Origin of the sequence: Herbaspirillum frisingense GSF30 (genome assembly GCF_000300975.2) — a bacterium.
Taxonomy (GTDB): Bacteria; Pseudomonadota; Gammaproteobacteria; order Burkholderiales; family Burkholderiaceae_D; genus Herbaspirillum; species Herbaspirillum frisingense.
Window position 1 is genome coordinate 156120 of sequence record NZ_AEEC02000005.1, and the last position, 25646, is coordinate 181765.

Annotated in this window: 25 protein-coding genes; 16 read left to right on the forward strand and 9 right to left on the reverse strand. The window is 64.6% G+C overall.

The window, feature by feature from the left end:
• The first annotated feature begins 34 nt into the window (after positions 1–34).
• The 4 genes from budC to HFRIS_RS05615 are packed head-to-tail and all read left to right on the forward strand — an operon-like array spanning position 35 to position 4265.
• The gene (budC, locus tag HFRIS_RS05600) at positions 35–820 is read left to right on the forward strand and encodes a meso-2,3-butanediol dehydrogenase (protein ID WP_006462288.1); all 786 of its coding nucleotides are present in this window, start codon (positions 35–37) and stop codon (positions 818–820) included.
• Between the two features lie 35 nt (positions 821–855).
• Entirely contained in the window at positions 856–1062 is a 207-nt protein-coding gene (locus tag HFRIS_RS05605; RefSeq protein ID WP_006462290.1) for a hypothetical protein, read from the forward strand.
• A gap of 57 nt (positions 1063–1119) precedes the next feature.
• Entirely contained in the window at positions 1120–3456 is a 2337-nt protein-coding gene (locus HFRIS_RS05610) for a VTT domain-containing protein (protein WP_006462291.1), read from the forward strand.
• Positions 3456–4265 (forward strand): endonuclease/exonuclease/phosphatase family protein, encoded by an 810-nt coding sequence (locus HFRIS_RS05615; protein ID WP_006462292.1) that lies wholly within the window; start codon positions 3456–3458, stop codon positions 4263–4265. Before HFRIS_RS05610 ends, HFRIS_RS05615 begins: the two co-directional genes overlap by 1 nt.
• A gap of 59 nt (positions 4266–4324) precedes the next feature.
• Here the strand turns inward: HFRIS_RS05615 and HFRIS_RS05620 are convergent, their stop codons facing one another.
• The 4 genes from HFRIS_RS05620 to HFRIS_RS05635 all read right to left on the reverse strand — a co-directional run bounded on the left by HFRIS_RS05620 (position 4325) and on the right by HFRIS_RS05635 (position 7969).
• Positions 4325–4648, reverse strand: coding sequence for a hypothetical protein (locus HFRIS_RS05620; protein WP_244436261.1), 324 nt, complete (start codon positions 4646–4648; stop codon positions 4325–4327).
• Between the two features lie 413 nt (positions 4649–5061).
• Positions 5062–5712, reverse strand: coding sequence for a TetR/AcrR family transcriptional regulator (locus tag HFRIS_RS05625; RefSeq protein ID WP_274620108.1), 651 nt, complete (start codon positions 5710–5712; stop codon positions 5062–5064).
• A 108-nt stretch (positions 5713–5820) separates the two neighbouring features.
• The gene (gene lepB / locus HFRIS_RS05630; RefSeq protein ID WP_006462295.1) at positions 5821–6525 is read right to left on the reverse strand and encodes a signal peptidase I; all 705 of its coding nucleotides are present in this window, start codon (positions 6523–6525) and stop codon (positions 5821–5823) included.
• Between the two features lie 49 nt (positions 6526–6574).
• Positions 6575–7969, reverse strand: coding sequence for a CoA transferase (locus HFRIS_RS05635; RefSeq protein ID WP_006462296.1), 1395 nt, complete (start codon positions 7967–7969; stop codon positions 6575–6577).
• 120 nt (positions 7970–8089) lie between these two features.
• Between HFRIS_RS05635 and HFRIS_RS05640 the strand changes: the two genes are divergently transcribed.
• The 7 genes from HFRIS_RS05640 (at position 8090) to HFRIS_RS05670 (ending at position 18703) form a co-directional block, all read left to right on the forward strand.
• Positions 8090–9274 carry a citrate synthase family protein gene (locus tag HFRIS_RS05640; RefSeq protein WP_006462297.1) on the forward strand — a complete coding sequence of 395 codons (1185 nt, stop codon included), beginning with the start codon at positions 8090–8092 and terminating at the stop codon, positions 9272–9274.
• A gap of 137 nt (positions 9275–9411) precedes the next feature.
• Positions 9412–10992, forward strand: coding sequence for an efflux transporter outer membrane subunit (locus HFRIS_RS05645; RefSeq protein WP_152486639.1), 1581 nt, complete (start codon positions 9412–9414; stop codon positions 10990–10992).
• A 58-nt stretch (positions 10993–11050) separates the two neighbouring features.
• Positions 11051–12271 carry an efflux RND transporter periplasmic adaptor subunit gene (locus HFRIS_RS05650; protein ID WP_006462299.1) on the forward strand — a complete coding sequence of 407 codons (1221 nt, stop codon included), beginning with the start codon at positions 11051–11053 and terminating at the stop codon, positions 12269–12271.
• Positions 12268–15435 (forward strand): efflux RND transporter permease subunit, encoded by a 3168-nt coding sequence (locus HFRIS_RS05655; RefSeq protein WP_006462300.1) that lies wholly within the window; start codon positions 12268–12270, stop codon positions 15433–15435. Before HFRIS_RS05650 ends, HFRIS_RS05655 begins: the two co-directional genes overlap by 4 nt.
• Positions 15436–15527: 92 nt before the next feature.
• Positions 15528–16220 carry a heavy metal response regulator transcription factor gene (locus tag HFRIS_RS05660; protein WP_006462301.1) on the forward strand — a complete coding sequence of 231 codons (693 nt, stop codon included), beginning with the start codon at positions 15528–15530 and terminating at the stop codon, positions 16218–16220.
• Positions 16213–17658, forward strand: a complete 1446-nt coding sequence (locus HFRIS_RS05665) for a heavy metal sensor histidine kinase (RefSeq protein ID WP_006462302.1) — start codon at positions 16213–16215, stop codon at positions 17656–17658. Before HFRIS_RS05660 ends, HFRIS_RS05665 begins: the two co-directional genes overlap by 8 nt.
• 118 nt (positions 17659–17776) lie before the next feature.
• Positions 17777–18703: a bestrophin family protein gene (locus HFRIS_RS05670; RefSeq protein ID WP_006462303.1), complete on the forward strand. Its 927-nt coding sequence runs from the start codon at positions 17777–17779 to the stop codon at positions 18701–18703.
• Between the two features lie 50 nt (positions 18704–18753).
• Here HFRIS_RS05670 and HFRIS_RS05675 read toward each other — a convergent pair whose 3' ends face one another.
• From HFRIS_RS05675 to HFRIS_RS05690, 4 genes are all read right to left on the reverse strand, one after another.
• Entirely contained in the window at positions 18754–19149 is a 396-nt protein-coding gene (locus HFRIS_RS05675) for a type II toxin-antitoxin system HicB family antitoxin (protein ID WP_006462304.1), read from the reverse strand.
• A gap of 18 nt (positions 19150–19167) precedes the next feature.
• Positions 19168–19350 carry a type II toxin-antitoxin system HicA family toxin gene (locus HFRIS_RS05680; protein WP_006462305.1) on the reverse strand — a complete coding sequence of 61 codons (183 nt, stop codon included), beginning with the start codon at positions 19348–19350 and terminating at the stop codon, positions 19168–19170.
• A gap of 272 nt (positions 19351–19622) precedes the next feature.
• Positions 19623–20573, reverse strand: a complete 951-nt coding sequence (locus tag HFRIS_RS05685) for a 2-hydroxyacid dehydrogenase (RefSeq protein ID WP_006462306.1) — start codon at positions 20571–20573, stop codon at positions 19623–19625.
• Positions 20570–20986, reverse strand: coding sequence for a VOC family protein (locus HFRIS_RS05690; RefSeq protein ID WP_006462307.1), 417 nt, complete (start codon positions 20984–20986; stop codon positions 20570–20572). Before HFRIS_RS05690 ends, HFRIS_RS05685 begins: the two co-directional genes overlap by 4 nt.
• 272 nt (positions 20987–21258) lie before the next feature.
• On the opposite strand from HFRIS_RS05690, the gene HFRIS_RS05695 reads away from it, so the two are divergent.
• On the forward strand, positions 21259–22083 hold the full coding sequence (locus HFRIS_RS05695; RefSeq protein ID WP_006462308.1) for a universal stress protein: 825 nt from the start codon (positions 21259–21261) through the stop codon (positions 22081–22083).
• Between the two features lie 24 nt (positions 22084–22107).
• Here HFRIS_RS05695 and HFRIS_RS05700 read toward each other — a convergent pair whose 3' ends face one another.
• A complete protein-coding gene (locus HFRIS_RS05700) occupies positions 22108–23358 on the reverse strand; it encodes a PepSY-associated TM helix domain-containing protein (protein ID WP_006462309.1) in 1251 nt (416 codons plus the stop codon).
• A gap of 458 nt (positions 23359–23816) precedes the next feature.
• On the opposite strand from HFRIS_RS05700, the gene HFRIS_RS05705 reads away from it, so the two are divergent.
• The 4 genes from HFRIS_RS05705 (at position 23817) to HFRIS_RS05720 (ending at position 25642) form a co-directional block, all read left to right on the forward strand.
• Positions 23817–24326, forward strand: a complete 510-nt coding sequence (locus HFRIS_RS05705; protein ID WP_006462310.1) for a PAAR domain-containing protein — start codon at positions 23817–23819, stop codon at positions 24324–24326.
• A gap of 2 nt (positions 24327–24328) precedes the next feature.
• The gene (locus HFRIS_RS05710) at positions 24329–24937 is read left to right on the forward strand and encodes a hypothetical protein (protein ID WP_006462311.1); all 609 of its coding nucleotides are present in this window, start codon (positions 24329–24331) and stop codon (positions 24935–24937) included.
• A 2-nt stretch (positions 24938–24939) separates the two neighbouring features.
• Positions 24940–25260, forward strand: a complete 321-nt coding sequence (locus tag HFRIS_RS05715; protein ID WP_039874537.1) for a hypothetical protein — start codon at positions 24940–24942, stop codon at positions 25258–25260.
• Positions 25261–25321: 61 nt separating this feature from the next.
• Complete coding sequence (locus HFRIS_RS05720; protein WP_152486640.1) at positions 25322–25642, forward strand: hypothetical protein; 321 nt, start codon at positions 25322–25324, stop codon at positions 25640–25642.
• Positions 25643–25646: the final 4 nt, after the last annotated feature.

The window sequence follows — 25646 nt, forward strand, 5'->3', positions numbered from 1 at the left end:
TTCTTTATTTCCTCCGATTTGCAAAGGAGTCCGCATGCATCCACTGAACCCTTCCCATCTGCAGCGCTTCAAGGACAAGGTCGTCATCGTCACGGGCGCGGCTTCCGGCATCGGCGAGGCCACTGCGCGGCGGTTTTCCGATGAAGGTGCCCAGGTCTTGCTGGCCGACCGCAATGCGGCGGCCCTGACCAAGGTCTTCGATTCGCTGCCGTCGGAGCGCACGGCAGCCCGCGAGACCGACGTTTCCCGCCACGAAGACGTGCGCGAGATGGTGGCCTTCGCCATCGAGCGCTTCGGCCGTCTGGATGTGCTGGTCAGCGATGCCGGCATCTTTGCCGAAGGCAACGTCACCGAAGTCAGCCCGGAAGACTGGCACCGCGTCCAGGCCACCAATGTGAACGGCGTCTTCTATGGCGCGCGTGAAGCCATGCCGCACCTGCAGAAGACGCGCGGCTGCATCGTCAACGTGGCCTCGGTCTCGGGCCTGGGGGCGGACTGGAATCTGTCGGCCTACAACACCTCCAAGGGCGCCGTGGTCAACCTGACCCGCGCCATGGCCATGGACTTCGGCCGCAAGGGCGTGCGCGTCAATTCGGTCTGCCCCAGCTTCACGCACACCGCGATGACGGCCGACATGGAAGACGACCCGGTCCTGCAGGACAAGTTTGCCGAGCGCATTCCCCTGGGCCGTGGCGCCGAGGCGCAGGAAATCGCTGCCGTGATCACCTTCCTGGCCAGCCCCGATGCGGCCTTCGTGACCGGCGTCAACATGCCCGTGGATGGCGGCCTGACCGCCTCCAACGGCCAGCCACCACAGTGAAATGAACAATCGCATCCGATGATGAGGAGACTCCCATGAGCCAAGCCATTCCCCTGCCCGAAGACACCACCCGCGCCAGCGAAGGCGCCATGGACAAGAGCAAGCCACACGCCCTGCCCCAGCAGCCGCAACCTGCGCATCGGCAGGTGGGCCAGGACCAAGGCCAGGATGAGGCGCCTGCCGGCAAGCGGCCAGCCTCGACCGATGGCGAAGAGCATCCGCTCTCGGTCGGCCAGCCCTGAGCGGCAAGCCAGACCCACACCAATCACAAGAACAAGACCGCGCACCCGGAGGCCCCCATGCCGTCGCCCACCCTGCAGGACAATCCCACTCCCGGCCTGTTGCAGCCTGGCCGCAATTGCTGGCGGCTAGAGCACGCCGACCGCTTCAAGCTGCTGATCGACGCGGCCGACTATTTCAGCGCCTTGCGGCGTGCGCTGGTCAAGGCGCGCCACAGCGTATACATCCTGGGTTGGGATCTGGACAGCCGCACGGTGCTCGTTCCGCAGGGCAGTGACGATGGCTTGCCGGAGCAGCTGGGCGACCTGCTGCATGCGCTGGTGGAGCGGCAGCCCGCGCTGCACATCCGTGTGCTCAACTGGGACTACGCCATGCTCTATGCGCTGGAGCGCGAATGGATGATGGCGAGGAAGCCCGGTCGCCCCCGCAACAAGCGCCTGCATTTCCGCACCGACGCCCGTCACCCGGTGGGCGCCTCGCATCACCAGAAGATCGTGGTCATCGACGATCAGTTGGCCTTCGTCGGCGGCCTGGACCTGACGCGCTGCCGCTGGGATACGCCCGAGCATGCCCCCGACAACCCGCTGCGGCACGATCCGGACGACAAGCCCTACGCCCCCTTCCACGATGTCCAGGCCATGGTCGATGGCGATGTGGCGCGTGCCCTGGGCGACCTGGCGCGTCGCCGCTGGACGCTGGCAGGCTATGCCGAACGCGCTGAAGGTCGCTCGCCCCGGTTAGAGCCATCGCAAGCATCTGCCAGCGAGCTCTGGCCCGATGGCTTCGAGCCGGATCTGCGCGACCTGCGCATCGGCATCTCCCGTACCGAACCGGCCTATGAAGACCGGCCGGGCGTGTTCGAGGTGCGGGAGCTCTATCTGGATGCGATTGCTGCCGCCCGCCAGCATCTGTTCTTCGAAAACCAGTATTTCACTTCCAACGTGCTGGCCGAGGCCATCGGCGCCCGCCTGCGCGAAACGGATGGCCCGGAAGTGGCCGTCATTTCCCCGCAGACTCAGAGCGGCTGGCTGGAACAGGCCACCATGGGCGCCCTGCGCGCGCGCATCCACCACCGGCTCAAGAATGCGCTGGAAGGCCAGCAGCCGCCCGCCGAAGCGCGCTACCAGATGTATTGCCCGCACTTGCCGGGGCTGGAAGAAAGCTGCTGCCTGAACGTACACAGCAAGGTCTTCGCCATGGACGACCGCCTGTTCTCGGTCGGCTCGGCCAATATGAGCAACCGTTCCATGGGCTTCGATACTGAATGCAATCTCACGGTCGAAGTCCAGGGCGATGCGCAGCGCCAGCGCGAGATCGCCGAGGCCATCGCCCTCATGCGCAATCGCCTGCTGGCCGAACATCTGGGCGTGAGCCCGGCCGCCGTGCAACAGGCCATGGACCAGCAGGCCGGCCTGCATGCGGCCATCGAACAATTGCGCCAGCCCGAGCAGCGCGAACTGCGGCCGATGGACCCGCGCCTGATACCCGAACTGGACGCCCTGACCCAGGACAACGCTGTCTTCGATCCAGAGCGCCCGGTCAGCCCCGACGAGATCGTCGACGCCTATGTGCCGCGCAGCGCCCGCAAGCCGGTGCCGCGCCGCATGATCGGGCTGGGCATGTTGGCCGTGGCACTGGTGGTATTCGCACTGGCCTGGCGCTTCACGCCGCTGCGCGACTGGATCAATCTGAGTTCGCTCATCGCCCTGGCGCGCAGCGTGGACAAGATGCCCTTCACACCCGCCATCGTCATTGCTGCCTTCGTGGTGGCGGGGATGCTGATGGTGCCGATCACGGTGCTGATCGCAGTGGCGGGGGTGGTCTTCGGGCCGGTCAATGGTGGCCTGTACGCCACGGCCGGGGTGGGTCTGAGCGCCCTGCTCGGCTTCGGCCTGGGTCACTGGCTGGGCCATGACGCGCTGCGCGACATGCTGGGCCCGCGCATCAACAATCTGAGCCGACGCTTTGCCCAGCGCGGCATCGCCGCCATGGCGGTGGTGCGCCTGCTGCCGATTGCACCCTTCACGGTGGTCAATGTGGTGGCCGGTGCTTCTCATCTGGGACTGCGCGATTACCTGCTCGGTACCCTGATCGGCATGGTGCCGGGCATCGTGTTGACGGTGGTGTTCTCGCATAACCTGGCCGAGGCGATCCGCCATCCCAGCCTGCAGACGGTATTGGTGCTGGCGGGCGTGACGGCTGCCCTGATGCTGACCGCCTTCGGCCTGCAGAAGCTGCTCAAGCCGCGCGACAAGAAGACGAAACCGGGCAAGCCGTCACGCAATGCAATGGGCAAGACCACCGGTGCGGTGACCACGACCGACCAGCCCGTGCGACGCGACGACCCGCTGCCACGCGTCCAGGCCGATCATCCGATCGAGGCGCGCCAGGCTTGATGAGGATCGACACCTTGGGGACCTCGGGCTCCGTGCATCCCCGCCAGGGACAGCACGAAGCGACACGGCAAGCGGACGCCGAACTGGTGCGCACGGCCGACGTGCCGCTGCGCGATCTCGATCCCTGGCCGCTCACGGTAGCCACCTACAACATCCATGGTGCGGTCGGAATGGATGGCCTGTTTTCGCCGCTGCGCATTGCCCAGGTCCTGCGCGAAATCGATGCCGATGTGCTGGCCCTGCAGGAAGTGCCGCTGGGCGGCACGGAGCAGGTGGATGTGCTGGCGCTGCTGCGCGAGGAAACCGGTTTCTTCGCCGCTGAAGGAGCGACCATCGATACGCCGCAACGACGCTATGGCAATGCGGTGCTGAGCCGCTATCCCATCCTGGCCAAGCAGAGCCTGGACCTCTCCTTCGGCAGCCGGGAACCGCGCGGCGCGCTGGATGCCGATATCGATTGCCACGGCCACATGCTGCGAGTGGTCGCCACCCATCTGGGCTTGAAGCCGGCTGAACGGCGTGACCAGATCAAGCGCCTGCTCCAGGCTTTCGATACTGATCAGGCGCCGGTGATCCTGATGGGCGATGTGAACGAATGGTTCATGTGGGGACGGACGCTGCGCTGGCTGGTGTCGCATTTCGAGGCGGCACCGGCACCACGCACCTTTCCCTCACGCTGGCCGCTGTTCGCGCTGGATCGTATCTGGATCAGCCCGCGCCAGCGCCTGCTGCAGGTGAACGTACATCGCACGCCGCTGGCACGGGTGGCCTCGGACCACCTGCCGCTGGTGGCGCATATCGACGGTTGAGAAGAGTGAACAGGGCGAAAAAGGTGAAAAGGGTGAAAAGGCAGCCAGAAGGGCTGCCTTCAGCACATGCGCCGCTTGCTGCTCCACAGTTTGACCGCCAGCGCGATCCAGATCAGCAGGAACAGCATATTGCCCGGCAACCAGATCATCTGCGTCCACACATAGTCGCTCACCCACAGCGTCAGCACGTCACGGCAACCGCACACCTGATCGGCGTAGAACAGTTCACCGCCACTGCGCGCTGCGGCGAACTGCAGCCAGAGAAAACCCAATAACACCGGAATGGCTACCACGCCTGCCAGGCAACAGCGCCGCAGCTGGCGTTGTCGTCGGCAGTGTCCCTCGCGCTGCCAGGCCCCGCCTGCGCCCGCGCATTGCTGCATCGACTCGCCGTGCATATTTCCCCCTTGCACTTGCATGTATTGTCTGCCCCTGGGTCGCCGCACCGCCGCCCGAAGGCGCCCAAATGCGGAACGGCAACCGTTATCCGGCAGCCCGCAGGGAGCCGCCGGTGATATAAGTCCGGATCAACGTAAAGGTCAGGGAAGCGCCTGCCAAGGCAGGCACGGGGGAAGCAGCGAGCCATCGGAAAGGATGGCGGCTCGCATTTTCCATGAGAATTCCCCTCGCGCACGGCGGCGGAGAGGAAGGAGGCCGGAGCCGTTTTCTTTACAAAAAACGCCCCTTAAAAAAGCCAGCACTCCTGTTTCAAAAGACAAAAAGTCTATTTCCCAGAACCAATACGATACGTTTCGTCTCGGATTCTAGGTGCAAATTATCTACTGCTCAACAAAATTTACGCTTGTTGGCTCGAAATTTTACTGGTCGCTAAAAAGGGTTGGGACAGCGCGATGCTGCCCAGGACCAGCTTCAGTTGGGACTGGATCTGGCGTTCATCGATGTCGGCACTGCCGGTCAGGAGGCGCTGCAGCAAGGGGGCATACAGCAGATCGAAGACCAGGTTCAGGTCGGCATCATCCCTGAACTCACCGCGTTGGGCGCCGCGGCGCAGGACATTGACCAGCGCCAGGCGGCGCGGCTCAAGATAGTTGTCATTGAAGATGCGCTTGCTCTCTTCATCGAACTGGGCCAGCGCAATCATCTCGCGCACCACACGACCGGACTTGCCACGCAACAGTTGGGACAGTTGCAACATATGCAAGCCGATATCTTCCCGCGCCGAACCGCTGTCGCCGATGGCCGGCATCGGTTCCACCGCGCGCAGCAGCGCTTCCATGGCCAGGGCGCTCTTGTTGGGCCACCAGCGATAGATGGTGGCCTTGCCCACGCCAGCGCGTGCCGCCACGCCCTCCAGGGAGAGCTTGTCGAAGCCGATCTCCTCGAGCATCACATACGTGGCATCGAGGATGGCGTCATGACTGACGGCATTCCTGCGGCGACCGGTGGCCGGATCGGAGATGAAGGTGAGAGAAATGATGTGCTCCAGATGGCAATTGCATGTTTTCCGCTTCTGGTAACGGCATGCTTTTGGACAACTTGAGCAATTGACAGCAAAAAAACGCAGATTTTTACGACAACAATGGAGCAGCGCCTGTTATTGCTGTTGATGATGGATGTCGACCGGATCCAGCAGGCGGCCGAAGCGGTCCAGCCGGGGTCGGTAGCCCTTGTCCGCGTCCAGCGAAAAAGCGATGCGGCTGGTGCGCCCCATCAGTTCGCTGCGAGCGAAGAAGCCGAAATAGCGCGAATCCATGCTGTTGTCGCGATTGTCGCCCAGCATCATGTAATGATCCGCCGGCACCACTACCGGGCCAAAGCTGCTGTGCAGGCTGGGATGCGATTCCGACAGGCGTACCAGATGGTTCATGCCGTCGATGCGCTCGTCGCGGTAGACGGCATCATCCGCGCCGTCGCCAGCCACCGGCCTGACCTGGGCCTGGCCATAGCTGGCCGCCTGGCCATTGATGGTGAGCACGTTGTCGCGCAGTTCCACCACGTCACCAGGCAGGCCGACGATGCGCTTGAGCAGCAGCTCCCCGGCCTGGTGCGAATCAACGGTAACGATGTCGCCGCGCTGCGGCTCGCCCAGGCGCAGCAGGCTGATATGGGTCAGCGGCAGGCGCAGGTCGTAGGCCAGCTTGTCCACCAGGATGCGGTCGCCCACCATCACGGTGGGCAGCATGGAGCCGCTGGGAACGACGTTGTAGTCGGCGATGGCACTGCGAAACACCACCATCAGGGCGATGAAGGCCAGCAGTCCCTTGTTCTGGGTCAGCAGCTTGCGGGCGGTCGAGGGCATGGTGGGTCTCCTATGACAAGGATGCACATCCTACCTCAAGCCGCCGTGCTCAGCCCCAGCGTGCCGGCGCCGAGCGCAAAGGCCCGGCCGGCAGGCTCCAGTGCATGGGCGCACCAGCCACCTGCAAGGGCGCACGCAGCCGTTGCACCGGGCCCCAGAAGGTCTGTTCCAGGTGCGCATCCAGATCCTGCGGGCTTTCGCTAGCAAAGCCGGAATGCGCCTGCGTCACCGGATAGGCGGCCAGCAGATGGGCCGTGCGTGCCAGCGACAGGCGGTACTGGCTGCCCTGCCCGCTGGTCTGGCGCAGCGTGAGCCCGCGCACAGCGGCCGCGGCCAGCAGGTAGCCGGTGGCGTGATCGAGCGCCTGGACCGGCAGCGGGACCGGTTTGTCGCTGCCGTGCTGGCGCATGCCGGCATCGGCAATGCCGCAACTCATCTGCACCAGGCTGTCGAAGCCACGCCGGCCGGCCCAGGGGCCGCTCCAGCCGTAGGCGTCCAGTGCCACATCCACCAGGGCCGGGTTCAGGGCGCGGCGCCGGGCCGGCCCCAGGCCCAGGTGCTCCAGGGCATCGGCGCGATAACCGTGCACCAGCACATCGGCCTGGGTCAGCAGGGTTTCCAGGGTGGCGCGGTCCTGGGGCTGGTCCAGCTCCAGATGGGCGCAGCGCTTGCCGAGGGTCATTTCCGGCACCACGCCGGGTTCATTCCAGCGGGCCGGGTCGATGCGCAGGACCTCTGCGCCGAAGCCGGCCAGGCAGCGTGTGGCGGTCGGGCCGGCCAGGACCCGCGTCAGGTCCAGTACGCGCACGCCGGCCAGGGGCCGGGACGGGTCAATGGGGCGCGGCGTGGCCGGACCGGCGTCGACCAGATGGCTGGCCACCAGCGGTTCGCCGGCCACCGCCATGCCCTGCGGATGCGCGGCCCACTGGACCTGGCTGCGCATCTCGGCGGCACAACCGCCGTTACCGACCACCGCCGCCTCCAGCTCGGCGCAGTGCCAGCGCGCCACCTCGCGGGCCACCTCCTCGCGATTCGCCTGCAGTGGATCCAGCCCCAGCACTGCCAGCGCCGCCGCACGGTGATGAGCGGCATTGGTATGCAGGCGTATCCAGCCATCCAGCGCACGATAATCGCCGGCTACCGAGTCCCAGAGTGAAGGCCCCTGCCAGCCCTGGGGCCTCAGCGAAGACGCAAACCACATCGAGGCCAGACGGCGGTCGCATTGCACCGGCGGCAGCGGCGCGCCACTGCTGTGGATCCACTGCGCCACCGCCATCCCGGCCGCCGCCACCGAGGCCTGGGCCAGGTCGCTGGTGGCAAAGACCGAGGGCAAGGCACCCTCACCACTGAGGGTGACGGTCTCCAGCGCGGCCGCCGGCCCGCCCAGGGCGTTCCAGATCTCGGCCAGCATGGCGTAGGCGGGTGTGGGGTCGGGCTGGGTCATGGTGGGCTCCTCAAGTAAGGTCGGTGTCGGGCAAGGGGGGAATGCCTGCAGCTTACTCCGCTTGAATTAATCGTCAATATTGATTAATTTAATCAACTTATCGACCGATTTGGACCCGCCATGAGCACCTATCTTTCTTCCGCCGATGCCGCCGCCCTGCTGGGCGTGTCGCGCCAGACCCTGTATGCCTACGTCAGCCGTGGCCTGCTGCACGCCCATCCGGGGGAAGAAGCGCGGGAAAGCCGTTACCTGGCCGCCGAAGTGGAACGTCTGGCGGTCAACCGCACCCGTGGCCGCAAGCCACGCGAAGTGGCGCGGGCGGCGCTGGACTGGGGCTTGCCGGTATTGGAGTCGGCGCTCACGCTGATCGAAGATGGGCGCCTGTACTATCGCGGCCAGGATGCGGTGGAGTTCAGCACGCAGGCCAGCGTCGAAGAGGCCGCCGCCCTGCTCTGGGGCTGCACCGTGGATGAGGCCTTCGACCAGGCCGCGCCCTGCTTGCCCACAGGATTTGACGCACTGGCGGCGCAGTGGCGTGAACGTCGCGCCGAACAGACACTGCTGCCCTTGTTCTCCCTGGCCTGTGCCGAGGACATCGGCGCGCAATGGCAATTGCCGTCGGCCCGCCGACTGGCCAGCGCCGGCCTGCTGGTGCGCCGCTTGGCAGCCTGCCTGCTGGGTAGCAGGCCCTCCACTGCCCCCCTGCACCTGCAGTGCGCCCGGGCCTGGCAACTGGATGCGGCCGGTGCCGATCTGGTCCGGCGATCGCTGGTGCTGTGCGCCGACCACGAACTGAATGCCTCCGGCTTCACCGCCCGCTGCATTGCCTCCACCGGCGCCAATCTGCAGGCGTCCATCGTGGGCGGGCTGGCGGCGCTGAGCGGCCCGCTGCACGGCGGCACCACGGCCCGCGTCGAGGCGCTGCTGGAAATGCTGGAGACAGCGGCCGATCCGGCCCAGGCCCTGCGCGAACGGCTGGCACGGGGTGATGACCTGCCTGGCTTCGGCCACCATCTCTATCCGCAGGGCGATGTACGGGCTCAGGCCCTGCTGGAGGGCTTCCTCGACGCCCATCCCCGCTGGCAGGTCGCCATCGCGACCGTGCGGGAGCTGACCGGCCATGCCCCCTCGGTCGATTTCGCCCTGGCGGCGCTGCGCCGTCATCTGGATCTGCCAGCCGGCAGCGCCTTCGGCCTGTTTGCACTGGGCCGCTCGCTGGGCTGGATCGCCCACGCGCTGGAACAGGGGCGCGACGGTAGCCTGATCCGTCCCCGCGCCGCCTACACCGGTCCCCGCCCTGGCTGACAGAATTGTCATCTTGATGTCAGCCTGACGTCGAGGGGCAAGGCTTACATTAGCGTCCTAAGCAGGGGCCGGTTACGGGCGCTGAGGGGCGCCGGGGTCGGTCTGTCCGTCATCCGCAAGCCATCTCCGTGAGCCCTATGGTCGTCCCGTTTCGCCGCGTCGCAGCCAGCGTCAGTACCCGTCATTTCACTCATCCCAATAATCGAACCCCCTTCCGCGCCAAGAAGGGAATGACGGTGCTGTTGCTGGCCGCGCTGCTGGGCGGTTGTGCAGTCGGCCCGGACTACGTGCGCCCGGCCATGGACCTGCCGCAGGCCTACAAGGAAGCCGGCCCCTGGAAGCAGGCCACGCCGCGCCAGGTCGACGACCACCAGCCCTGGTGGCAAGCCTATGGCGACCCCATCCTCAATGACCTGATCACCCAGGCCAACGCCGCCAACCAGACCATCCAGCAGGCCGCCGCCCAGTATCGCCAGGCCCAGGCCACCGCCGCACTGGCCCGCGCCAGCCTGTGGCCGACCGTCGGCCTGCAGGCCGGCGCCGCGCGCGGGCAGACCAACAGCAACGGCGTGCAGCGGCTGGCCGACACCTATACGGTGGGCCTCAATGCCTCGTGGGAGGCCGATGTCTGGGGCCGCATCCGACGCGGCGCCGAAGCCGGTGATGCCAGCGCCCAGGCCAGTGCGGCCAGCCTGGCGGCGGCGCGCCTGGCGATCCAGGCCACACTGGCCCAGGATTACCTGCAACTGCGCGTGACCGATCTGCAGAAGGACCTGTACCGTCGCACGGTGGAGGCCTATCGTCGCTCGCTGCAACTGACCACCCATCAATACGAAGCCGGTACCGCCCTGCGCTCCGATGTGGCCCAGGCCGAAACCCAGTTGCGTGCCGCCCAGGCCCAGCTGATCGACCTCGACGCTACCCGCAACCAGCTGGAACATGCCATCGCCATGCTGATCGGCAAGGCGCCGGCCGCCTTCTCTCTGGCACCGGTGGCCGCCGCCACCGCCAGCGACGATGCCATGGACGCCAATGCCCAGCGCCTGCAGGCGAGCCTGCCGCAGATTCCTGCCGGACTGCCCTCGGACCTGCTGGAACGCCGCCCCGACATCGCCAATGCCGAGCGCCTGGCCGCTGCCGCCAATGCCAACATCGGCGTGGCACGGGCGGCGTATTTCCCGACCCTCACGCTCTCCACCAGCGGCGGCTACAACAGCCCGGCCTTTGCGCAACTGTTCAACACCCCCGGCCGGGTCTGGTCGCTGGGTGCGGCGCTGGCCGAGACCCTGTTCGACGGCGGCGCCCGCAGCGCCCGCAACGATGCGGCCACGGCCGCCTTCGATGCCGCCGTGGCGCAATACAAGCAGACCGTGCTGGGTGGCCTGCAGGAAGTGGAAGACAACCTCTCCACCCTGCGCGTGCTGGACCAGGAAAGCGCGGTCCAGGCACAGGCGGTGCAATCGGCTCAACTGGCCGAACGACTGGCGATGCGCCAGTACCAGGCCGGTACCGTCACCTATCTGTCGGTGGTGACCACCCAGGCCACGTCGCTGACCAACCAGCGCAATGCCGTGACCCTGCTGGGCCGGCAACTGGTGGCCAGCGTCGCCCTGATCAAGGCCACCGGTGGTGGCTGGCAGGCAGAAGCGGCTGCAGCGGCCGGGGCCGCTGATGCTGCAACGTCGACACCTTCTGCCCCGCCGATGGCTGCCCGCTGAGCGCGGCCACGCACCCATTTCCGAATCAACAGCGATCATTTCAGGACGAGTTTCAGGCATGACCACCTCACCCCAATCTCCCCAGCGCTCTCCCCTCGCCGTGTTCGTTGCCACGGCCCTGATCCTGGCGGCCGGCATCGGCGCCTGGTCCTATGTCGAATACGCCCGCGCCGCCGACCAGCCGGCGGCCAAGGCGCCGCCACCGGTGGCCGTCTCGCTGGCGAGCGTGCAGGAACGCGACCTGCCGCTGTATCTGGCCGGCGTGGGTACGGTCACGGCCAATGCCAGCGTGGTGGTCAAGACCCGCATCGACGGCCAACTGGACAAGGTCGGCTTCAAGGAAGGTGAAGAGGTCAAGAAAGGCCAGTTGCTGGCCCAGATCGACCCGCGCGCCCTGCAGGCGCAACTGGCGCAGGCCGAGGCGCAACGCGCCAAGGACGCCGCCACCCTGACCAATGCACGGCTGGACCTGCAGCGCTACACCACCCTGCGCGGCCAGGACGCGGCCACCCAGCAGCAGCTGGATACACAAAAGGCATTGGTGGCGCAGCTGGAAGCGGCGGTCAAGACCGACGAGGCCCAGGTGGCCTATGCCAAGGTGCAATTGAGCTATACCACCATCAACGCCCCGCTCTCCGGGCGCGTGGGCGCACGTCTGGTGGACCCCGGCAACATCGTGCATGCGAGCGATGCCAATGGCCTGGTGGTGATCAACCAGATCGATCCGATCACCCTGGTCTTCACCCTGCCCGAGGAGGCGGTAGTGGCCATCAACCGCGCCCAGCGCAGCAGCCAGCAGCCGCTCAAGGTCAGCGCCTATGCCCGCGACTCGCAGGAGGTACTGGCTACCGGCAAGCTGGTGCTGCTGGATAACCAGATCAACACCACCAGCGGCACGGTGCAGCTCAAGGCGCGCTTCGACAATGCCGAGCACAAGCTGTGGCCGGGCCAGTACGTCAATGCCCGCCTGCAGATGAATTCCCACGGCAATGCCCTGACCGTGCCGGCCGCCGCCATCCAGCGCAACCAGCAGGGTACCTACGTCTATGCCATCGACCAGGACGACAAGGCCAACATGCAGCCGGTCAAGGTCGATCGCATCCAGGACGGCGTGGCCGTGCTGGCCGCCGATAGCGGTGTCACCGCTGGCCAGCGCGTGGTCATCGACGGCCAGTACAAGCTCAAGCCGGGCAGCCGCATCGTCGAGAGCAAGCCGCAGCCTGCCAAGACCCAGAGCAGTTCCGCCGCTGGCACCGATGCGAAAGGAAACACCAAGTGAGCGTTTCCGCCGCCTTCATCAAGCGCCCCATCGGCACCACGCTGCTGGCCATCGCCATCCTGCTGGTGGGCATCGCGGTCTGGCCGCTGCTGCCGGTGGCGCCGCTGCCGCAGGTTGACTTCCCGACCATCCAGGTGACTGCGCAATTGCCCGGGGGCAGTCCCGAGACCATGGCCTCCAACGTGGCGCAGCCGCTGGAGCGCCAGTTCTCGCTCATCGCCGGGCTCTCGCAGATGACCTCGCAGAGCACGCTGGGCACGACCCAGATCACCCTGCAGTTCGACCTGAACCGCAACATCGATGCCGCCGCGCTGGATGTGCAGGCGGCCATCAACGCCTCCACCGGGCAGTTGCCGTCCAACCTGCCGAATCCGCCGACCTTCCGCAAGATCAACCCGGCCGACTCGCCCATCATGATCATGTCGGTGCAGTCCGATGCGCTGCCGCTGACGGTGGTCAACGACTACGCCGACAACATCCTGGCCCAGCAGATTTCGCAGATTTCCGGCGTCGGCCTGGTCAACGTCAACGGCCAGCAGAAGCCGGCCGTGCGCATCCAGGTCGATCCGGCCAAGCTGGCCACCCTGGGCCTGAGCCTGGAAGACATCCGCGGCGTCATCGCCACCACCACCGTGAACCAGCCCAAGGGCACGGTCGATGGCGCGCGCCAGGCCTTTACCGTCTATACCAATGACCAGTTGCTCAAGGCTGACCAGTGGAACGACATGGTCCTGGCCTGGCGCAATGGCGCGCCGATCCGGGTCAAGGACATCGGCATCGCCATCGACGGGCCGGAAAACAACAAGATCGCCGCCTGGGCCTTCTCGGGTGCTGCCAACACGGCGGACCACACCATCACCAACGGCCGCTCCATCGTGCTGGCCATCACCAAGCAGCCCGGTGCCAACGTGATCGAGACCGTGGGTCGCATCAAGGCCGCCATGCCGCGCCTGCGTGCAGCGATTCCGGCCGCCATCCACGTCAACACCCTGATCGACCGTACCCAGACCATCCGCGCCTCGGTGGAGGATGTGGAATTCACCCTGGTGTTGACCATCGCCCTGGTGGTGATGGTGATCTTCGTGTTCCTGCGCAACGTGGCGGCCACCCTGATCCCCTCGGTCACGGTGCCGCTGGCCATCATGGGCACGGCCGGCGTGATGTACGTGGTCGGCTATAGCCTCGACAACCTGTCGCTGATGGCCTTGACCATCGCCGTGGGCTTCGTGGTGGATGACGCCATCGTCATGCTGGAAAACATCTACCGCTACGTCGAGGAAGGCATGTCACCGCTGGAGGCGGCCTTGAAGGGCGCGGGCGAAATCGGCTTCACCATCATCTCGATCTCGGTCTCGCTGGTGGCGGTGTTCATCCCGCTGCTGTTGATGGGCGGCATCGTCGGGCGCCTGTTCCGCGAGTTTGCGGTGACGGTCACGCTGACCATCGGCGTGTCGGTGGTGATCTCGCTGACCTTGACGCCCATGCTGTGCTCGCGCTTCCTCAAGAACGAACACGGCCAGCGCCACGGCAAGCTGTATCAATGGTTCGAACGCTGCTTCGACGCCATGCTGGCCGGCTACAAGCGCGGGCTGGATGTGGTGATGAAGCACCAGTTCATCACGCTCATGAGCTTCCTGGCGACGGTGGCGCTGACGGTGGTGCTGTTCATCTTCATCCCCAAAGGTTTCTTCCCGCAGCAGGACAATGGCGTCATCGTCGGCTTTGCCGAATCCTCGCAGGACACTTCCTCGGCGGCCATGCATGAACGCCTGCTGAAGGTGGCCGACGTGGTGCGCCAGGACCCGGACGTGATCGGCTTTGCCATGAGCGCCGGTTCCACCACCTTCAACACCGGGCAGTTCTTCATCGCCCTGAAACCCAAGGACCAGGGGCGCACCACCAATGCCGACGAGATCATCGCCCGCCTGCGACCCAAGGTGGCACGCGTGCAGGGGGTGAACCTGTTCATGCAGGCCAGCCAGGACATCAACGTCGGTGGCCGCCTTTCGCGCACCCAGTACCAGTACACCGTCACCGATACCGACCTCGATGAGCTCAACGTCTGGGCGCCGCGCATGCTGGAGCGTTTCCGCCAGCTGCCGCAGCTGACCGATGTAGCCTCGGACCAGCAGAACCAGGCGGCGGCGGCCGTCATCACCATCGACCGCGCCCGCGCCTCCAGCTTCGGCATCTCGCCGGCCTTGATCGACGCCACCATCTATGACGCCATCGGCCAGCGCCAGGTCGCGCAGTATTTCACGCAGATCAACAGCTATCGCGTGATCCTGGAAGTGACGCCGCAGCTGCAGAAGGACCCGGCCCTGTTCGACAAGCTCTACCTGACCTCGCCCCTGACCGGCCAGCAGGTGCCGCTGTCGACCTTCGTCAAGGTCGATACGACCAAGACCTCCTACCTCTCGATCAGCCACCAGAGCCAGTTCCCGGCGGTGACGATTTCCTTCAACCTGGCCAAGGGCGTGTCCCTGGGCGAGGCGGTGGACATCATCCAGAAGACCAAGGACGAGATGGGCGTGCCACAGACGCTGGTGGGCAATTTCCAGGGTACGGCCAAGGCCTTCGGCGATTCGCTGTCGTCCCAACCCTACCTGATCGCCGCCGCACTGATCGCGGTCTACATCGTGCTGGGCCTGCTCTACGAGAGCTACATCCACCCGCTGACGATTCTCTCCACGCTGCCCTCGGCCGGCGTGGGCGCCCTGTTGATCTTGATGATAGGCGGCTACGACCTGTCGGTGATCGCGCTGATCGGCATCATCCTGCTGATCGGTATCGTCAAGAAGAACGGCATCATGATGATCGACTTCGCCCTCACCGCCGAGCGCAGTCAGGGCATGAAGCCGGAAGAAGCGATCTACCAGGCCTGCCTGTTGCGCTTCCGCCCCATCATGATGACCACCATGTGCGCCCTGCTGTCGGGCCTGCCGCTGATGCTGGGCCATGGCGCCGGCTCCGAGCTGCGCCGGCCACTGGGCTATGCCATGGTGGGCGGACTGGTGCTGTCGCAGGCACTGACCCTGTTCACCACCCCGGTGGTCTATCTCTACCTGGACCGGGCGCACTACTGGTATGAACGCAAGAAGAAGGCACGCCAAGCCCGCAAGGCCGCCCGCCTGGCCCAACAGCCGCCGCAGGTGGAACATTGAAACAAGACCACACCGATAAAAAGCCGGGACGGTAGAATCCGGCATGGACTGATGCCGGGCGATCCTGCCCCGGCGCAGGCTATGGAGACCGCATGAAGATCCTGATAGTCGAAGACGAACAAAAGATGTCCGAATACCTCTGCAAGGGCTTGACCGAGCAGGGATGCGCGGTCGACCTGGCCTCCAACGGGGTGGATGGACAGCACCTGGCGATCCAGCATGACTACGACGTCATCGTGCTCGACGTCATGCTGCCGGGGCTGGACGGCTTTGCCGTGCTGCGTTCGCTGCGCACGGTCAAGCAGACCCCGGTCATCATGCTGACCGCCCGCGACAGCGTGGAAGACCGCATCAAGGGCTTGCACGACGGCGCCGACGACTACCTGATCAAGCCCTTTTCCTTCCTGGAGCTGCTGGCCCGGCTGCAGGCCCTGACCCGGCGCGGTCGCGCGCAGGAGCCGGCGCAACTGCGCATCGGCGACCTGCAGATCGACCTGCTCTCGCGCAAGGCCTTTCGTGGCGGCTTGCGCATCGACCTCACGGCCAAGGAATTCGCCCTGCTGGCGGTGATGGCACGGCGCCAGGGTGAGATCCTGTCCAAGACCGCCATCGCCGAACTGGTCTGGGACATGAACTTCGACAGCAACACCAACGTGGTCGAAGTCGCCATCAAGCGCCTGCGCGCCAAGATCGATGCGCCCTTCGAACAGAAACTGCTGCATACCGTGCGCGGCATGGGATACGTGCTGGAGCCCCGGGCTGCGGCAGACGCCGGCGATGACTGAGCCCGATCTCCAGACCGCCCCGCCGGCGCAACCGACCCGCCGACGTCGGCTGCCGCTGCGACAATCGATCACAGCGCGCCTGGTGTTGATGTCGGCCGCCTCGGCCCTGCTGATCTTCGCCGTCGCTGGCGTGGTGCTCTACACCGTCCTCAAGGGCGAATTGCTGCGCCACGAGCGCGACGCCCTTTTCACCACCCTCAACGACATCAGCTACCAGATCGAGCGCGCCGGCAACACCGAGCGCTGGGGACGCGTGCAGCTGAAGCTCTCCACCCTGTCGCAGGCGGACCAGCACGTGTTCTTCTGGATCGCCAGCGACGACCCGCGCTTTACCTATGGCGACCTCACCCGCCTGACCCCGACCGCCATCACCCACGACGACGGCAAGGTGGTCGGCCGCCTGCATCTGCCGGGACGCCGCTTCCCCCTGCACATCATGACGCGCACCCTGCCGGCCTTCGAGGAGCGCCCCGAAGTGCGGGTCACGGTGGGCGTGGATGGAGAACCCTACTTCGAGATGCGCCGTACCTTCCTGCTGGGGACCAGCATCTCCTCGCTGCTGGGCATCGTGCTGGCTGTCATCTCCAGCTACTGGATCGCCCGCGCCGGACTGGCACCGCTGCGCCGCATGTCGGTCCGCGCCCAGAGCTTTTCGCCGCGCAAGCTGTCGGCGCGCATGCCGGTGGAAGCATTGCCGGAAGAACTGTCGGTCCTGGCCGACGCCTTCAATGGCGCGCTGGAACGCATCGAACAGGCCTATACCCAACTGGAAGCCTTCAATGCCGACGTGGCCCATGAGCTGCGCACGCCCCTGGCCAACCTGATCGGCGAAACCCAGGTGGCGCTGGCGCGCGAACGCAGCGCGGGCGAGTTCAAGGACGTGCTGCAATCGAACCTGGAAGAACTGGACCGCATCCGTTCCATCGTCAACGACATGCTGTTCCTGGCCCGCTCCGACCAGGGCGAGGCCGCCACCGCCCGGGTGCCGGCGCGGGTGGCTGCGGAGGTGCAGAAGACTGCCGATTTCTTCGAGTTCGTGCTGGACGATGCCGGCATGGGCATCACGGTCGCCGGCGACACCCAGGCCACGGCGACCATGGAAACGGCGCTCTTCAAGCGGGCACTGACCAACCTGATCCAGAACGCCATCCAGCATTCACCACAAGGCGCAATGCTGCGCATCGATATTTCCGCAGGTGAAGAAATGGTCAGGGTGGCGGTCACCAATCCCGGCCCCGCCATCGACGAACAGCACCTGCCGCGCCTGTTCGACCGCTTCTACCGGGTCGACAGCGCCCGCCAGGACATCAACGGCAGCCATGGCCACGGCCTGGGGCTGGCCATCGTCAAGGCGGTGGCACGCATGCATGGCGGGCGGGCCTTCGCCAGCAGCGGCGGCGGACATAACACCATCGGATTCACCATCGCCCGTCAGTAAGGGCTGGACGGCGGTCCGCTGTATGTGCGGACGCTGGCGTCATCTGTCTACGCTTGCCGGGGCGGCGCGGAATTAACATGGGGCTTCGACTTTTTCGTTCCTGTTCCGGGAAGCCAATATGATCGTTCGCCCCCAGCCCCACTGGTTCCGCATGCTCTTCGTCTGGAACGGCTCGGTGCTGCGCACCATCATGCCGCAGATGCTGATGATGACGGCCTTTTCCACCCTGGCGGTGTTGACCGACGGCAAGATCTTCGGCGACAAGCTGCCGCTGAACACCTCCACCTTCACCCTGCTGGGCGTGGCGCTGGCGATCTTCCTGGGCTTTCGCAACAGCGCCAGCTATGACCGCTACTGGGAGGGCCGCAAGATCTGGGGTGCCCTGCTGATTGCAGCGCGGGCGCTGGCGTCGCAGGGCTTGCGCTATGGCGTGACGGGCGAGGATGCCGCCCACAAGAAGTTGTTCATCCGTCGCATCATCGCATTGGCCTATGCGCTCAAGCACCAGTTGCGCAAGACTTCACCACGAGAGGACATGGCGCGCCTGCTGCCGGGCGCGGCTGAGGCCGATGCGGCCGCCGGCACGGTGCAATACCTCCCGGTGTACCAGATGGACCAGCTGCGCGCCATGCTGGCCCAGGCCAACCGGCAGGGAAGGCTCAGCGACACTGGCCTGTGGACCTGCGACCAGCAGCTCAACGAGATCAACCACTGCATCGGCGCCAGCGAGCGCATCGCCTCCACGCCCATCCCCTTTGCCTACGGCGTGCTGCTGCACCGGACCGTCTACATCTATTGCCTGCTGCTGCCGTTCGGGCTGGTCGATGCCATCGGCGTTGCCACACCGCTGATTTCGGTCTTCGTCTCCTACACCTTCCTGGCGCTGGAAGCCATCGCCAGCGAAATATCCCTGCCCTTCGCCTGCTCCCCCAATGGCCTGGCGCTGGATGCCATCAGTCTGGAAATCGAGCGATCTTTGCTGGAACTGGCGGGCGAACCGCTGCCACCGGCGGCAGCGTGCGGGAAGGATTATCGGCTGGATTGAGGGAGGGGCGGCGGAGCACAGTAATTGCTGCGGGAGTCCTCAACAGGACGTCAGCGGCTGGCGACCTGCATTTCATGTTCTGCCGCCAGGGCCAGAAAGGCAGAACGCGACATACTGCGCGCCTGAGCAACGGCATCGATGCGTTTTACCAGGCTCTGCGGCAGGCTGACGTTGAGCCGTATCGCCTTGGCGTTGACGCGTGACAAATCAATCTCTACCAGCATCCAGTAGCCGCCCTGGAATTGCGCATCATCGGACCAGTCTTCGGGCGCGCTAGGCCGAGGGATGGGCTCTGTCTCGCCGTGAAAGTGCACTTCCACCGCCTCTTGTGCAGCGGCCGGCAGGTCCTGCAAATCGTCCGCTCCCGCAAAGCAGCCAGGAAAGTCGGGGAAGGCCGCACCATAGGCGCTATTGGCATCCTTGTGAACGTAGATTGGATAAAGCACGGGGTTCTCCTGATGGCCTTACTTCAGGCCGGCTTGCCTGAAAATACTTTTCTGGGTTGCCAAGGGCAGATCTTTCTTGGGATGCGGCACCGTCACCTTGCCGGGCTTGGTCGAATGTTTGAACTGGTAATGTGAGCCTGCTGTATGCACCAGGTACCAGCCGTCGGCCTTGAGTCGTTTGATGAGGGATGCGCTGTCCATGCACAGCAAGATAGATTCTACACACGATTACACAACATGGACCTTCGGGCAATATAGCGAGTATCTTGCCCGCATGCTTGAGGAACCGTTTCAGTAAGTGGGCGTAAATGCATCACGTTCCGTCGGGCAATCGTGCTCGTGCAAATTCCCCTTCCGCACGCGGTCTGCCAACTCCCCACACACTATCCGAGCCTGGACGCTTGTCACTTTCTCTGCGTCGCCAAGAAACATCGGTTCCAGCCTGAGGTTGAGATACTCAGCAAAAAATCCCCTTAATAACCTCGCCCCAAATCCACATTGGCTGGAATCTCCCCACTCTCCCGGTAATACCGGATATTCCCCGCCACAATGGTCGAGGCCGTGGTGGCATCCGTGGGGGCCGAGCAATGCGGCAAGACCGTCACCGCGGGATGGGTCCATTGCCAGGAAGCCGGCGGCAGGGGCTCGGTGGCGAACACGTCCAGCACCGCATGTTTCAGCTGGCCGGCATCCAGCGCCTGGCGCAGCGCGCCGTCGTCGATGATGGGGCCACGGGCGAAATTGATCAGTTGCGCCTGCGGCGGCAACAAGGCCAGGCGCGCCGCATCCAGCAGGCCACGGGTGTCGTGGGTCAGCGGCAGCAGGCAGACCAGGATATCGCTGCGTGAGAGCAGTTGCGTCAGTCCCTGCATGCCGCTGAAGGTCTCCACGCCGTCCAGCTGGCGCGGACTGCGGCTCCAACCCGCCACCGGGAAGCGCGCCTGGCGCAGTGCCACGGCGGCTGCCTCGCCCAGCGCGCCCAGGCCCAGCAGGCCGATGCGACGCTGTTCCGGTGCGACGTAGTCCAGCCCCTGCCAGCGCTGCTCGCGCTGCTGCTGCGCATAGCGCGGCATGTCGCGATGCAGGTAGAGCGTCCAGGCCAGCACGGCCTCGGCCATGGTCGCCGCCAGCCGGGGATCGACCAGCCGGGTGATCTGCAGGTCGGACTGACCAAGATCGGCCACCAGCCGTTCGACCCCCGCCCACACGCTATGCACCCACTGCAGTTGCGGCAACTGCTTCAGCTCGGCCGGGTCCGGGTTGGCGACGATGGCCAGGCGGCACTGGGCGCGCTGGGCGTCGTCCAGATCGGCGAAGGCCACCACTTGCTCCTCCGGCATGGCATTGCGCAGGGCCTGCAGCCAGGCGGCGACCGAGGCAGCATCGCCCTGGCTGACGAAGGGGATCGTCGTGCCTTGACTCATTTGGCGTACACCTGCGCCAGGCTTCTGAAGCCTTTCACCTCGATGGGGTTGCCAGAGGGGTCGAGGAAGAACATGGTTGCCTGTTCGCCCGGCTCACCGGCAAAGCGGATCTGCGGCTTGAGCACGAATTCGACCTGGCCGCTGGCCGTCAGCCGATCAGCCAGTTGCTGCCACTCGGGCAGCTCCAGGATCACTCCCAGGTGTGGCATGGGGACCATGTGCTCGCCGACCTTGCCGGTGTTGCTCACCGCGAAGGGTTGCCCCAGGTGCAAGGAGAGCTGATGGCCGAAGAAGTCGATGTCGACCCAGGTGTCGGTACTGCGGCCCTCTTCGCAACCCAGCAGGTCGCAATAGAAGCGGCGCGACTGGTCGAGGTCGCGCACGTGGTAGGCAAGATGGAAGATCGATGGCATGCAAGCTCCTCGCTGAGGCAATGACGCAATGTCGGATGACGGAAAGACCGCAAAGCTGACAAGGATAACCCAGCCAGCGCCACCGCACTGCAAGCGCCTATCGTTGGCGCGCCGAATTCTGCCCGCGAAGTGATGCCGGCCGCGATTGACATGTGTCAATCAGCGCCGCATTTGCGCTGGACGCCCGGGCAGGAGCGGCCTAGTCTGGATACATGGCATCCCGCCCCGGGTGCCGTCCCACCTGATCTACCCGATATTTCCGAGGAGCCACCATGAGCTACAAGTCCATCCTGGTCCATGTCGACCAGTCGCGTCACGCCGCCCAGCGCATCCGCATCGCCGCCGAACTGGCCCGCGCCCAGCAGGCGCACCTGATCGGCAGCGCCGTCAGCGGCATCTCCAGTTTCATCACGATGGAAGGCGCCGCCTATGTGGCCGCGCAGATGGATGGCTTCCGCGACCGCGCCCTGGCGGCCCTGGAGAACTTCGACAAGATCGCCAACAGCGTGGGCGTGCCTTCCTGCGAGAAGCGCTTCGTCGACGACGACGCCGAAGGTGGCCTGGCGCTGCAAGCCCGCTATGCCGACCTGGTGGTGGTCAGCCAGGCCGACCTGGACGATGCCGACGACAGTTTCCTCACCGACCTGCCCGAATATGTGATGTTGAACGCACCGCGCCCGGTGCTGATCATCCCCAGCGCCGGCGAATTCAAGCACGTCGGCAAGAACGCACTGATCGCCTGGGACGGCAGCATGGAATCCACCCGCGCCATCACTGCTGCCCTGCCGCTGCTACGCCAGGCCGACAACGTGACGGTGGTGATCTTCAATTCCGACAAGCGCCTGGGCACCCATGGCGAGCAACCCGGCGCCGACATCGCGCTCTATCTGGCGCGCCATGGTGTGAAGGTGGAAGTGGCGCAGGAACAGACCCCGCTGGACATCGGCAACGCCCTGCTCTCGCTGGCCGCCGACAAGGGGTCTGACCTGCTGGTCATGGGCGGCTACGGCCACACCCGCTTCCGTGAAGTGCTGCTGGGCGGGGTCACGCTGACCATCCTCAAGACCATGACGCTGCCGGTCCTGATGGCGCACTGACGCATAGACGCGGCGCCGACCCGCTTACCGCAGTTCCGCCACCGGCCCCTCGCGGGCCGGTGTCTTTTGTGCGGCCAGCCGTTCACGCTGCTGCAGTCGTGCCTTGCGCTTGCGCACCCAGATGATCACCCCGGTCACCGACAGCATGGCCACCAGCGCCCCCAGCAAGGACACCATCACCCGCCCGGCCAGCCCCAGGATACGGCCCGAATGCAGCGGGAACTGGGCCTGCAGGAAGATATCCCCGGCACTGCCCCGGCCTGGAATCTTGCCGCCCTCATAGGCGCCCGTCATGGCATCGAAATACAGCCAGGCATTGCCCAGCCCGACGTCGCCATGGTCATTGCCCGGCTGGAAGAAGCCGACCCCATAGACGCCGAACATGCCGGAATAGAAGACCCCACCCACCGGCTCATCCAGTCCCAGCTTCTGCCCTTGCGCCCGGCCCAGCGCCACCACTTCTTCCCGCGAGATGCGCGGCTCCGGCACCTTGTCGGCCGCCAGCGGCGTGCGCGTCTCAAACGGACCGGCTGTCAGCGTGGAGACGGTCTGCAGGATCGGGCGCATCACCTGGCGCTCCAGGTTCATCGACACCGAGGTCACCGCCAGCACCAGCAGCAGGCCCCAGACCCACACGCCCCCGGAACGGTGCAGATCGAAATTGAGCTTGTGCCCACCCTCGCGCCAGCGGAAAGCCAGCGACTTGCGCCAGCTCCGCCAGTTGGGGAAGGACAGGTAGAGCGCGATGAAGCAGTCCAGCATCCAGACGATACCGATGATGCCCATGAGCCAGATACCGGTCTCGATGCCGCCCATATCAGGCAGATGCATCGTGTAGTGCAGCTTGTAGAGGAAGGGCAGCAGGTTTTCCCGCGACAGCGAGATGGCACCCCACATGCGCCGGCCCTGGATCTCGGCGGTGACCGGATCGACGGCGATCTGGTTGTAATCCAGCGCAAATGGCTTGCCGGTGGCCGGGTCCAGGCGCGGCTCGACCATCATGCCGATGGTATGGCCCGGCTCGGCCTCGGTCAGCACGTAGGTCACCCGCAGGCGCGGTTCGGCCTGCTCCACCCTGCGCGCCAGCTCCAGGCCGGGCAATGGCGCCCCGGCACCGGGCTGATCGGCACTGCGGGCATTAAACAGCTGCGGATTGAGCCAGGCGTCGAGTTCGTGGTCCCAGGAAATCAGCGCCCCGGTGGCACCGGCGATGAACAGGAACACGGCAACGGCAAGGCCGAACCAGCGGTGGAGAAGAACGAGCAATGCGCGCATGAGGGTCAGTAAGGCTGATTGGGCAGGTGGCTAAACCGCAGAACGGTAGAACGGCTGAGTGGAAATGTCGGGCTGAATCAGGCCGCCAGCCCACCGAGAGCGTGGCCAACGGCAAGCTGCAGCATTGACTTCCCGGGCAGACAGATGACGCACTCGCCCGAAAAGGCAGCACGATCAAAAATTTCCCTTCACCATTCAATTATTAAATAAGAACGAGAATGGTTACTATTAATTGTAAGAAATCTGAAGGCAAAAGGAAACCGCCGTGTACAGTTTTTTGCATCCGCTCGCTTCGTCGGCCCTCCCCGTGACGCGCTGGCCCATTTTCTGGCACATCGAATCCCTTCGAGCCTGAATCGCAAGAATTACCGTATTTCCATCCTTCCTTCGGTGGCGGTGCTCAAGGCCGATGTGTTGACGCTACTGTCCCTGCTTTTTTGACCACAAAGGAGCAGCACATGTCCAAAGCCATCATCCGGGCGGGAGACCCGACCTCCCACGGCGGCACCGTGAAGGACGGATTCCCCCATTTCAAGCTGTTCGGCAAACCGGTGGCCGGCGTCGGCCATGGTGGCTATTGCCCACAGTGCAAACGCGATTTCCTCATCCTGAGCGGAGTAGAGAGCTTCCGTTACATGGGACACGAGGTCGCTGTCGAAGGAATGCAGACTTCCTGCGGTGCCATCTTGCAGGCCACCCAGCAGCAAGCCAAGGTCGCGGTGATGGCTGGCGCTGGCCGTCGAATGGAACCGGAAAGTGGCGCCCATCCTGGCAAGAAGGACGCACCGGCCTATCAGGACCGCTTCGTCATCCAGGACCAGCATGGCGAGCCGCTCGCCCATGCCGAATATGCGCTCGTGATCGCCGGTTCCGCACCTGAATTCGGCACCAGCGATGCCTTCGGGCGCACGCACCTTTCCGCCACGGTTGCGCAACAGCATCCGGTGGACATCTTCCTGGAGGGCTGAGCATGGAGAAGCAGCTCAGATCGCCCAGCACAGGTAAGACTTTGCGCAAGGTCGACACGCGGACTTTGACGCCGGTCTCCGATACCAGCGAGAAGACCATCACGGTGCAACGCGAATTCGTGGAAGTGATCTTTGGAGATTCGCGGATCTTTAGCCTGGGGTCGCAGTGGGGACACGTCGCCATCGTCGTTGATGACACTGTCTATACGCGTGCGCATGACGAATACGTGGTCATGCCGAAGAACATCTATTTATACGGCGGGGAAATCCAGAAAACACTTAAAGACCGAACAATCGAGGGTCAAAGTTACCGAGACAGCATCGGCCTGTTGCTATGGCTATCGCCACAGGAAAAGCGAAAGGTGGAAGCTGAACTCAAGCGGAGAGTGGAGCAGGACAGGCAACTGATCCGGGAAACCAACGGGACGCGAAGCAGCTACAGCCTTCTCGACAACTCCTGTTCGACCAACGTCGCTGACGTTCTCGAACTAGTCGGAATCCTGGCGCACGATCCACGCTGGCCCCCTACCCCGGTAACGCCAGCAGAACTGCTTGCCGCATTGGGGAAATCCAGGCGCCTGGTCAAAAAGAACTTTTATCCGAAGAGATGACAATGACGCTTCCCCAATGGTTAAAGGGCGTCATCCTCGGATCGCTTGTCAGCTATTTTGGACATGCGCTCCTGATCGATCCACGGTTTCATTTCGCGACTATCGATCTTGAAAAAGTGAAATTCATCTCGGAACGACTCGACGTCTTCAAGACCCAGGATTCGAAGGAAGTGGCTTTTACCGTCTTCAAGGAAACGGAATGCTATCGCCTTTACGAAATAACCTGGTCTTTCGGCGTATTCGACCCAAAGGACGGAACGACCCTGGAAGAGTTCATCATCTGCCCGGGCCTTGGCACGGGCTGGTTACGAGACGGCATATGAATTTATCTTTGCCTCGTCACTTGCTCCCACTATCCAGCCCTGCATCATCGCGAGGGAATCCATGACAATAAAATCACTATTGATCGGCGCCGCCATCGCCGCTCCCATTGCGCTCTATTGCAAACTGATCCTTGTCCCTCCCGACTTCTGGCACGGGCCAGTCGATGTGGTGGCTTTTCGCATCGTCTCGGAGAAGATCACCGTCTTCAAGAACAGGCACTACAAGCAGGCTGCGTTTGAAGCCAGCAAGGGCATGCTCTGCTATCGCCTGGAAGATGACTCCCATTCCTTTGTGATCGTGGACTTCAAGGACGCAACGGCAAAGGAGTTCCTGATGCTGTGCCCGGGCTACGGCGCAGGCTGGAGCAGGGACGGTATCTGAGACC

What these genes read in the sequence shown, in the direction of transcription:
- HFRIS_RS05710 (WP_006462311.1), top strand. Translation starts at nt 24,329, where the DNA reads ATGGAGAAGCAGCTCAGATCGCCCAGCACAGGTAAGACTTTGCGCAAG.
- HFRIS_RS05605 (WP_006462290.1), top strand. Translation starts at nt 856, where the DNA reads ATGAGCCAAGCCATTCCCCTGCCCGAAGACACCACCCGCGCCAGCGAA.
- HFRIS_RS05635 (WP_006462296.1), bottom strand. Translation starts at nt 7,969, where the DNA reads ATGACCCAGCCCGACCCCACACCCGCCTACGCCATGCTGGCCGAGATC.
- HFRIS_RS05700 (WP_006462309.1), bottom strand. Translation starts at nt 23,358, where the DNA reads ATGCGCGCATTGCTCGTTCTTCTCCACCGCTGGTTCGGCCTTGCCGTT.
- HFRIS_RS05650 (WP_006462299.1), top strand. Translation starts at nt 11,051, where the DNA reads ATGACCACCTCACCCCAATCTCCCCAGCGCTCTCCCCTCGCCGTGTTC.
- HFRIS_RS05670 (WP_006462303.1), top strand. Translation starts at nt 17,777, where the DNA reads ATGATCGTTCGCCCCCAGCCCCACTGGTTCCGCATGCTCTTCGTCTGG.
- HFRIS_RS05665 (WP_006462302.1), top strand. Translation starts at nt 16,213, where the DNA reads ATGACTGAGCCCGATCTCCAGACCGCCCCGCCGGCGCAACCGACCCGC.
- HFRIS_RS05610 (WP_006462291.1), top strand. Translation starts at nt 1,120, where the DNA reads ATGCCGTCGCCCACCCTGCAGGACAATCCCACTCCCGGCCTGTTGCAG.
- HFRIS_RS05690 (WP_006462307.1), bottom strand. Translation starts at nt 20,986, where the DNA reads ATGCCATCGATCTTCCATCTTGCCTACCACGTGCGCGACCTCGACCAG.
- lepB (WP_006462295.1), bottom strand. Translation starts at nt 6,525, where the DNA reads ATGCCCTCGACCGCCCGCAAGCTGCTGACCCAGAACAAGGGACTGCTG.
- budC (WP_006462288.1), top strand. Translation starts at nt 35, where the DNA reads ATGCATCCACTGAACCCTTCCCATCTGCAGCGCTTCAAGGACAAGGTC.
- HFRIS_RS05720 (WP_152486640.1), top strand. Translation starts at nt 25,322, where the DNA reads ATGACAATAAAATCACTATTGATCGGCGCCGCCATCGCCGCTCCCATT.
- HFRIS_RS05695 (WP_006462308.1), top strand. Translation starts at nt 21,259, where the DNA reads ATGAGCTACAAGTCCATCCTGGTCCATGTCGACCAGTCGCGTCACGCC.
- HFRIS_RS05615 (WP_006462292.1), top strand. Translation starts at nt 3,456, where the DNA reads ATGAGGATCGACACCTTGGGGACCTCGGGCTCCGTGCATCCCCGCCAG.
- HFRIS_RS05685 (WP_006462306.1), bottom strand. Translation starts at nt 20,573, where the DNA reads ATGAGTCAAGGCACGACGATCCCCTTCGTCAGCCAGGGCGATGCTGCC.
- HFRIS_RS05680 (WP_006462305.1), bottom strand. Translation starts at nt 19,350, where the DNA reads ATGGACAGCGCATCCCTCATCAAACGACTCAAGGCCGACGGCTGGTAC.
- HFRIS_RS05715 (WP_039874537.1), top strand. Translation starts at nt 24,940, where the DNA reads ATGACGCTTCCCCAATGGTTAAAGGGCGTCATCCTCGGATCGCTTGTC.
- HFRIS_RS05620 (WP_244436261.1), bottom strand. Translation starts at nt 4,648, where the DNA reads ATGCAGCAATGCGCGGGCGCAGGCGGGGCCTGGCAGCGCGAGGGACAC.
- HFRIS_RS05640 (WP_006462297.1), top strand. Translation starts at nt 8,090, where the DNA reads ATGAGCACCTATCTTTCTTCCGCCGATGCCGCCGCCCTGCTGGGCGTG.
- HFRIS_RS05645 (WP_152486639.1), top strand. Translation starts at nt 9,412, where the DNA reads ATGGTCGTCCCGTTTCGCCGCGTCGCAGCCAGCGTCAGTACCCGTCAT.
- HFRIS_RS05660 (WP_006462301.1), top strand. Translation starts at nt 15,528, where the DNA reads ATGAAGATCCTGATAGTCGAAGACGAACAAAAGATGTCCGAATACCTC.
- HFRIS_RS05705 (WP_006462310.1), top strand. Translation starts at nt 23,817, where the DNA reads ATGTCCAAAGCCATCATCCGGGCGGGAGACCCGACCTCCCACGGCGGC.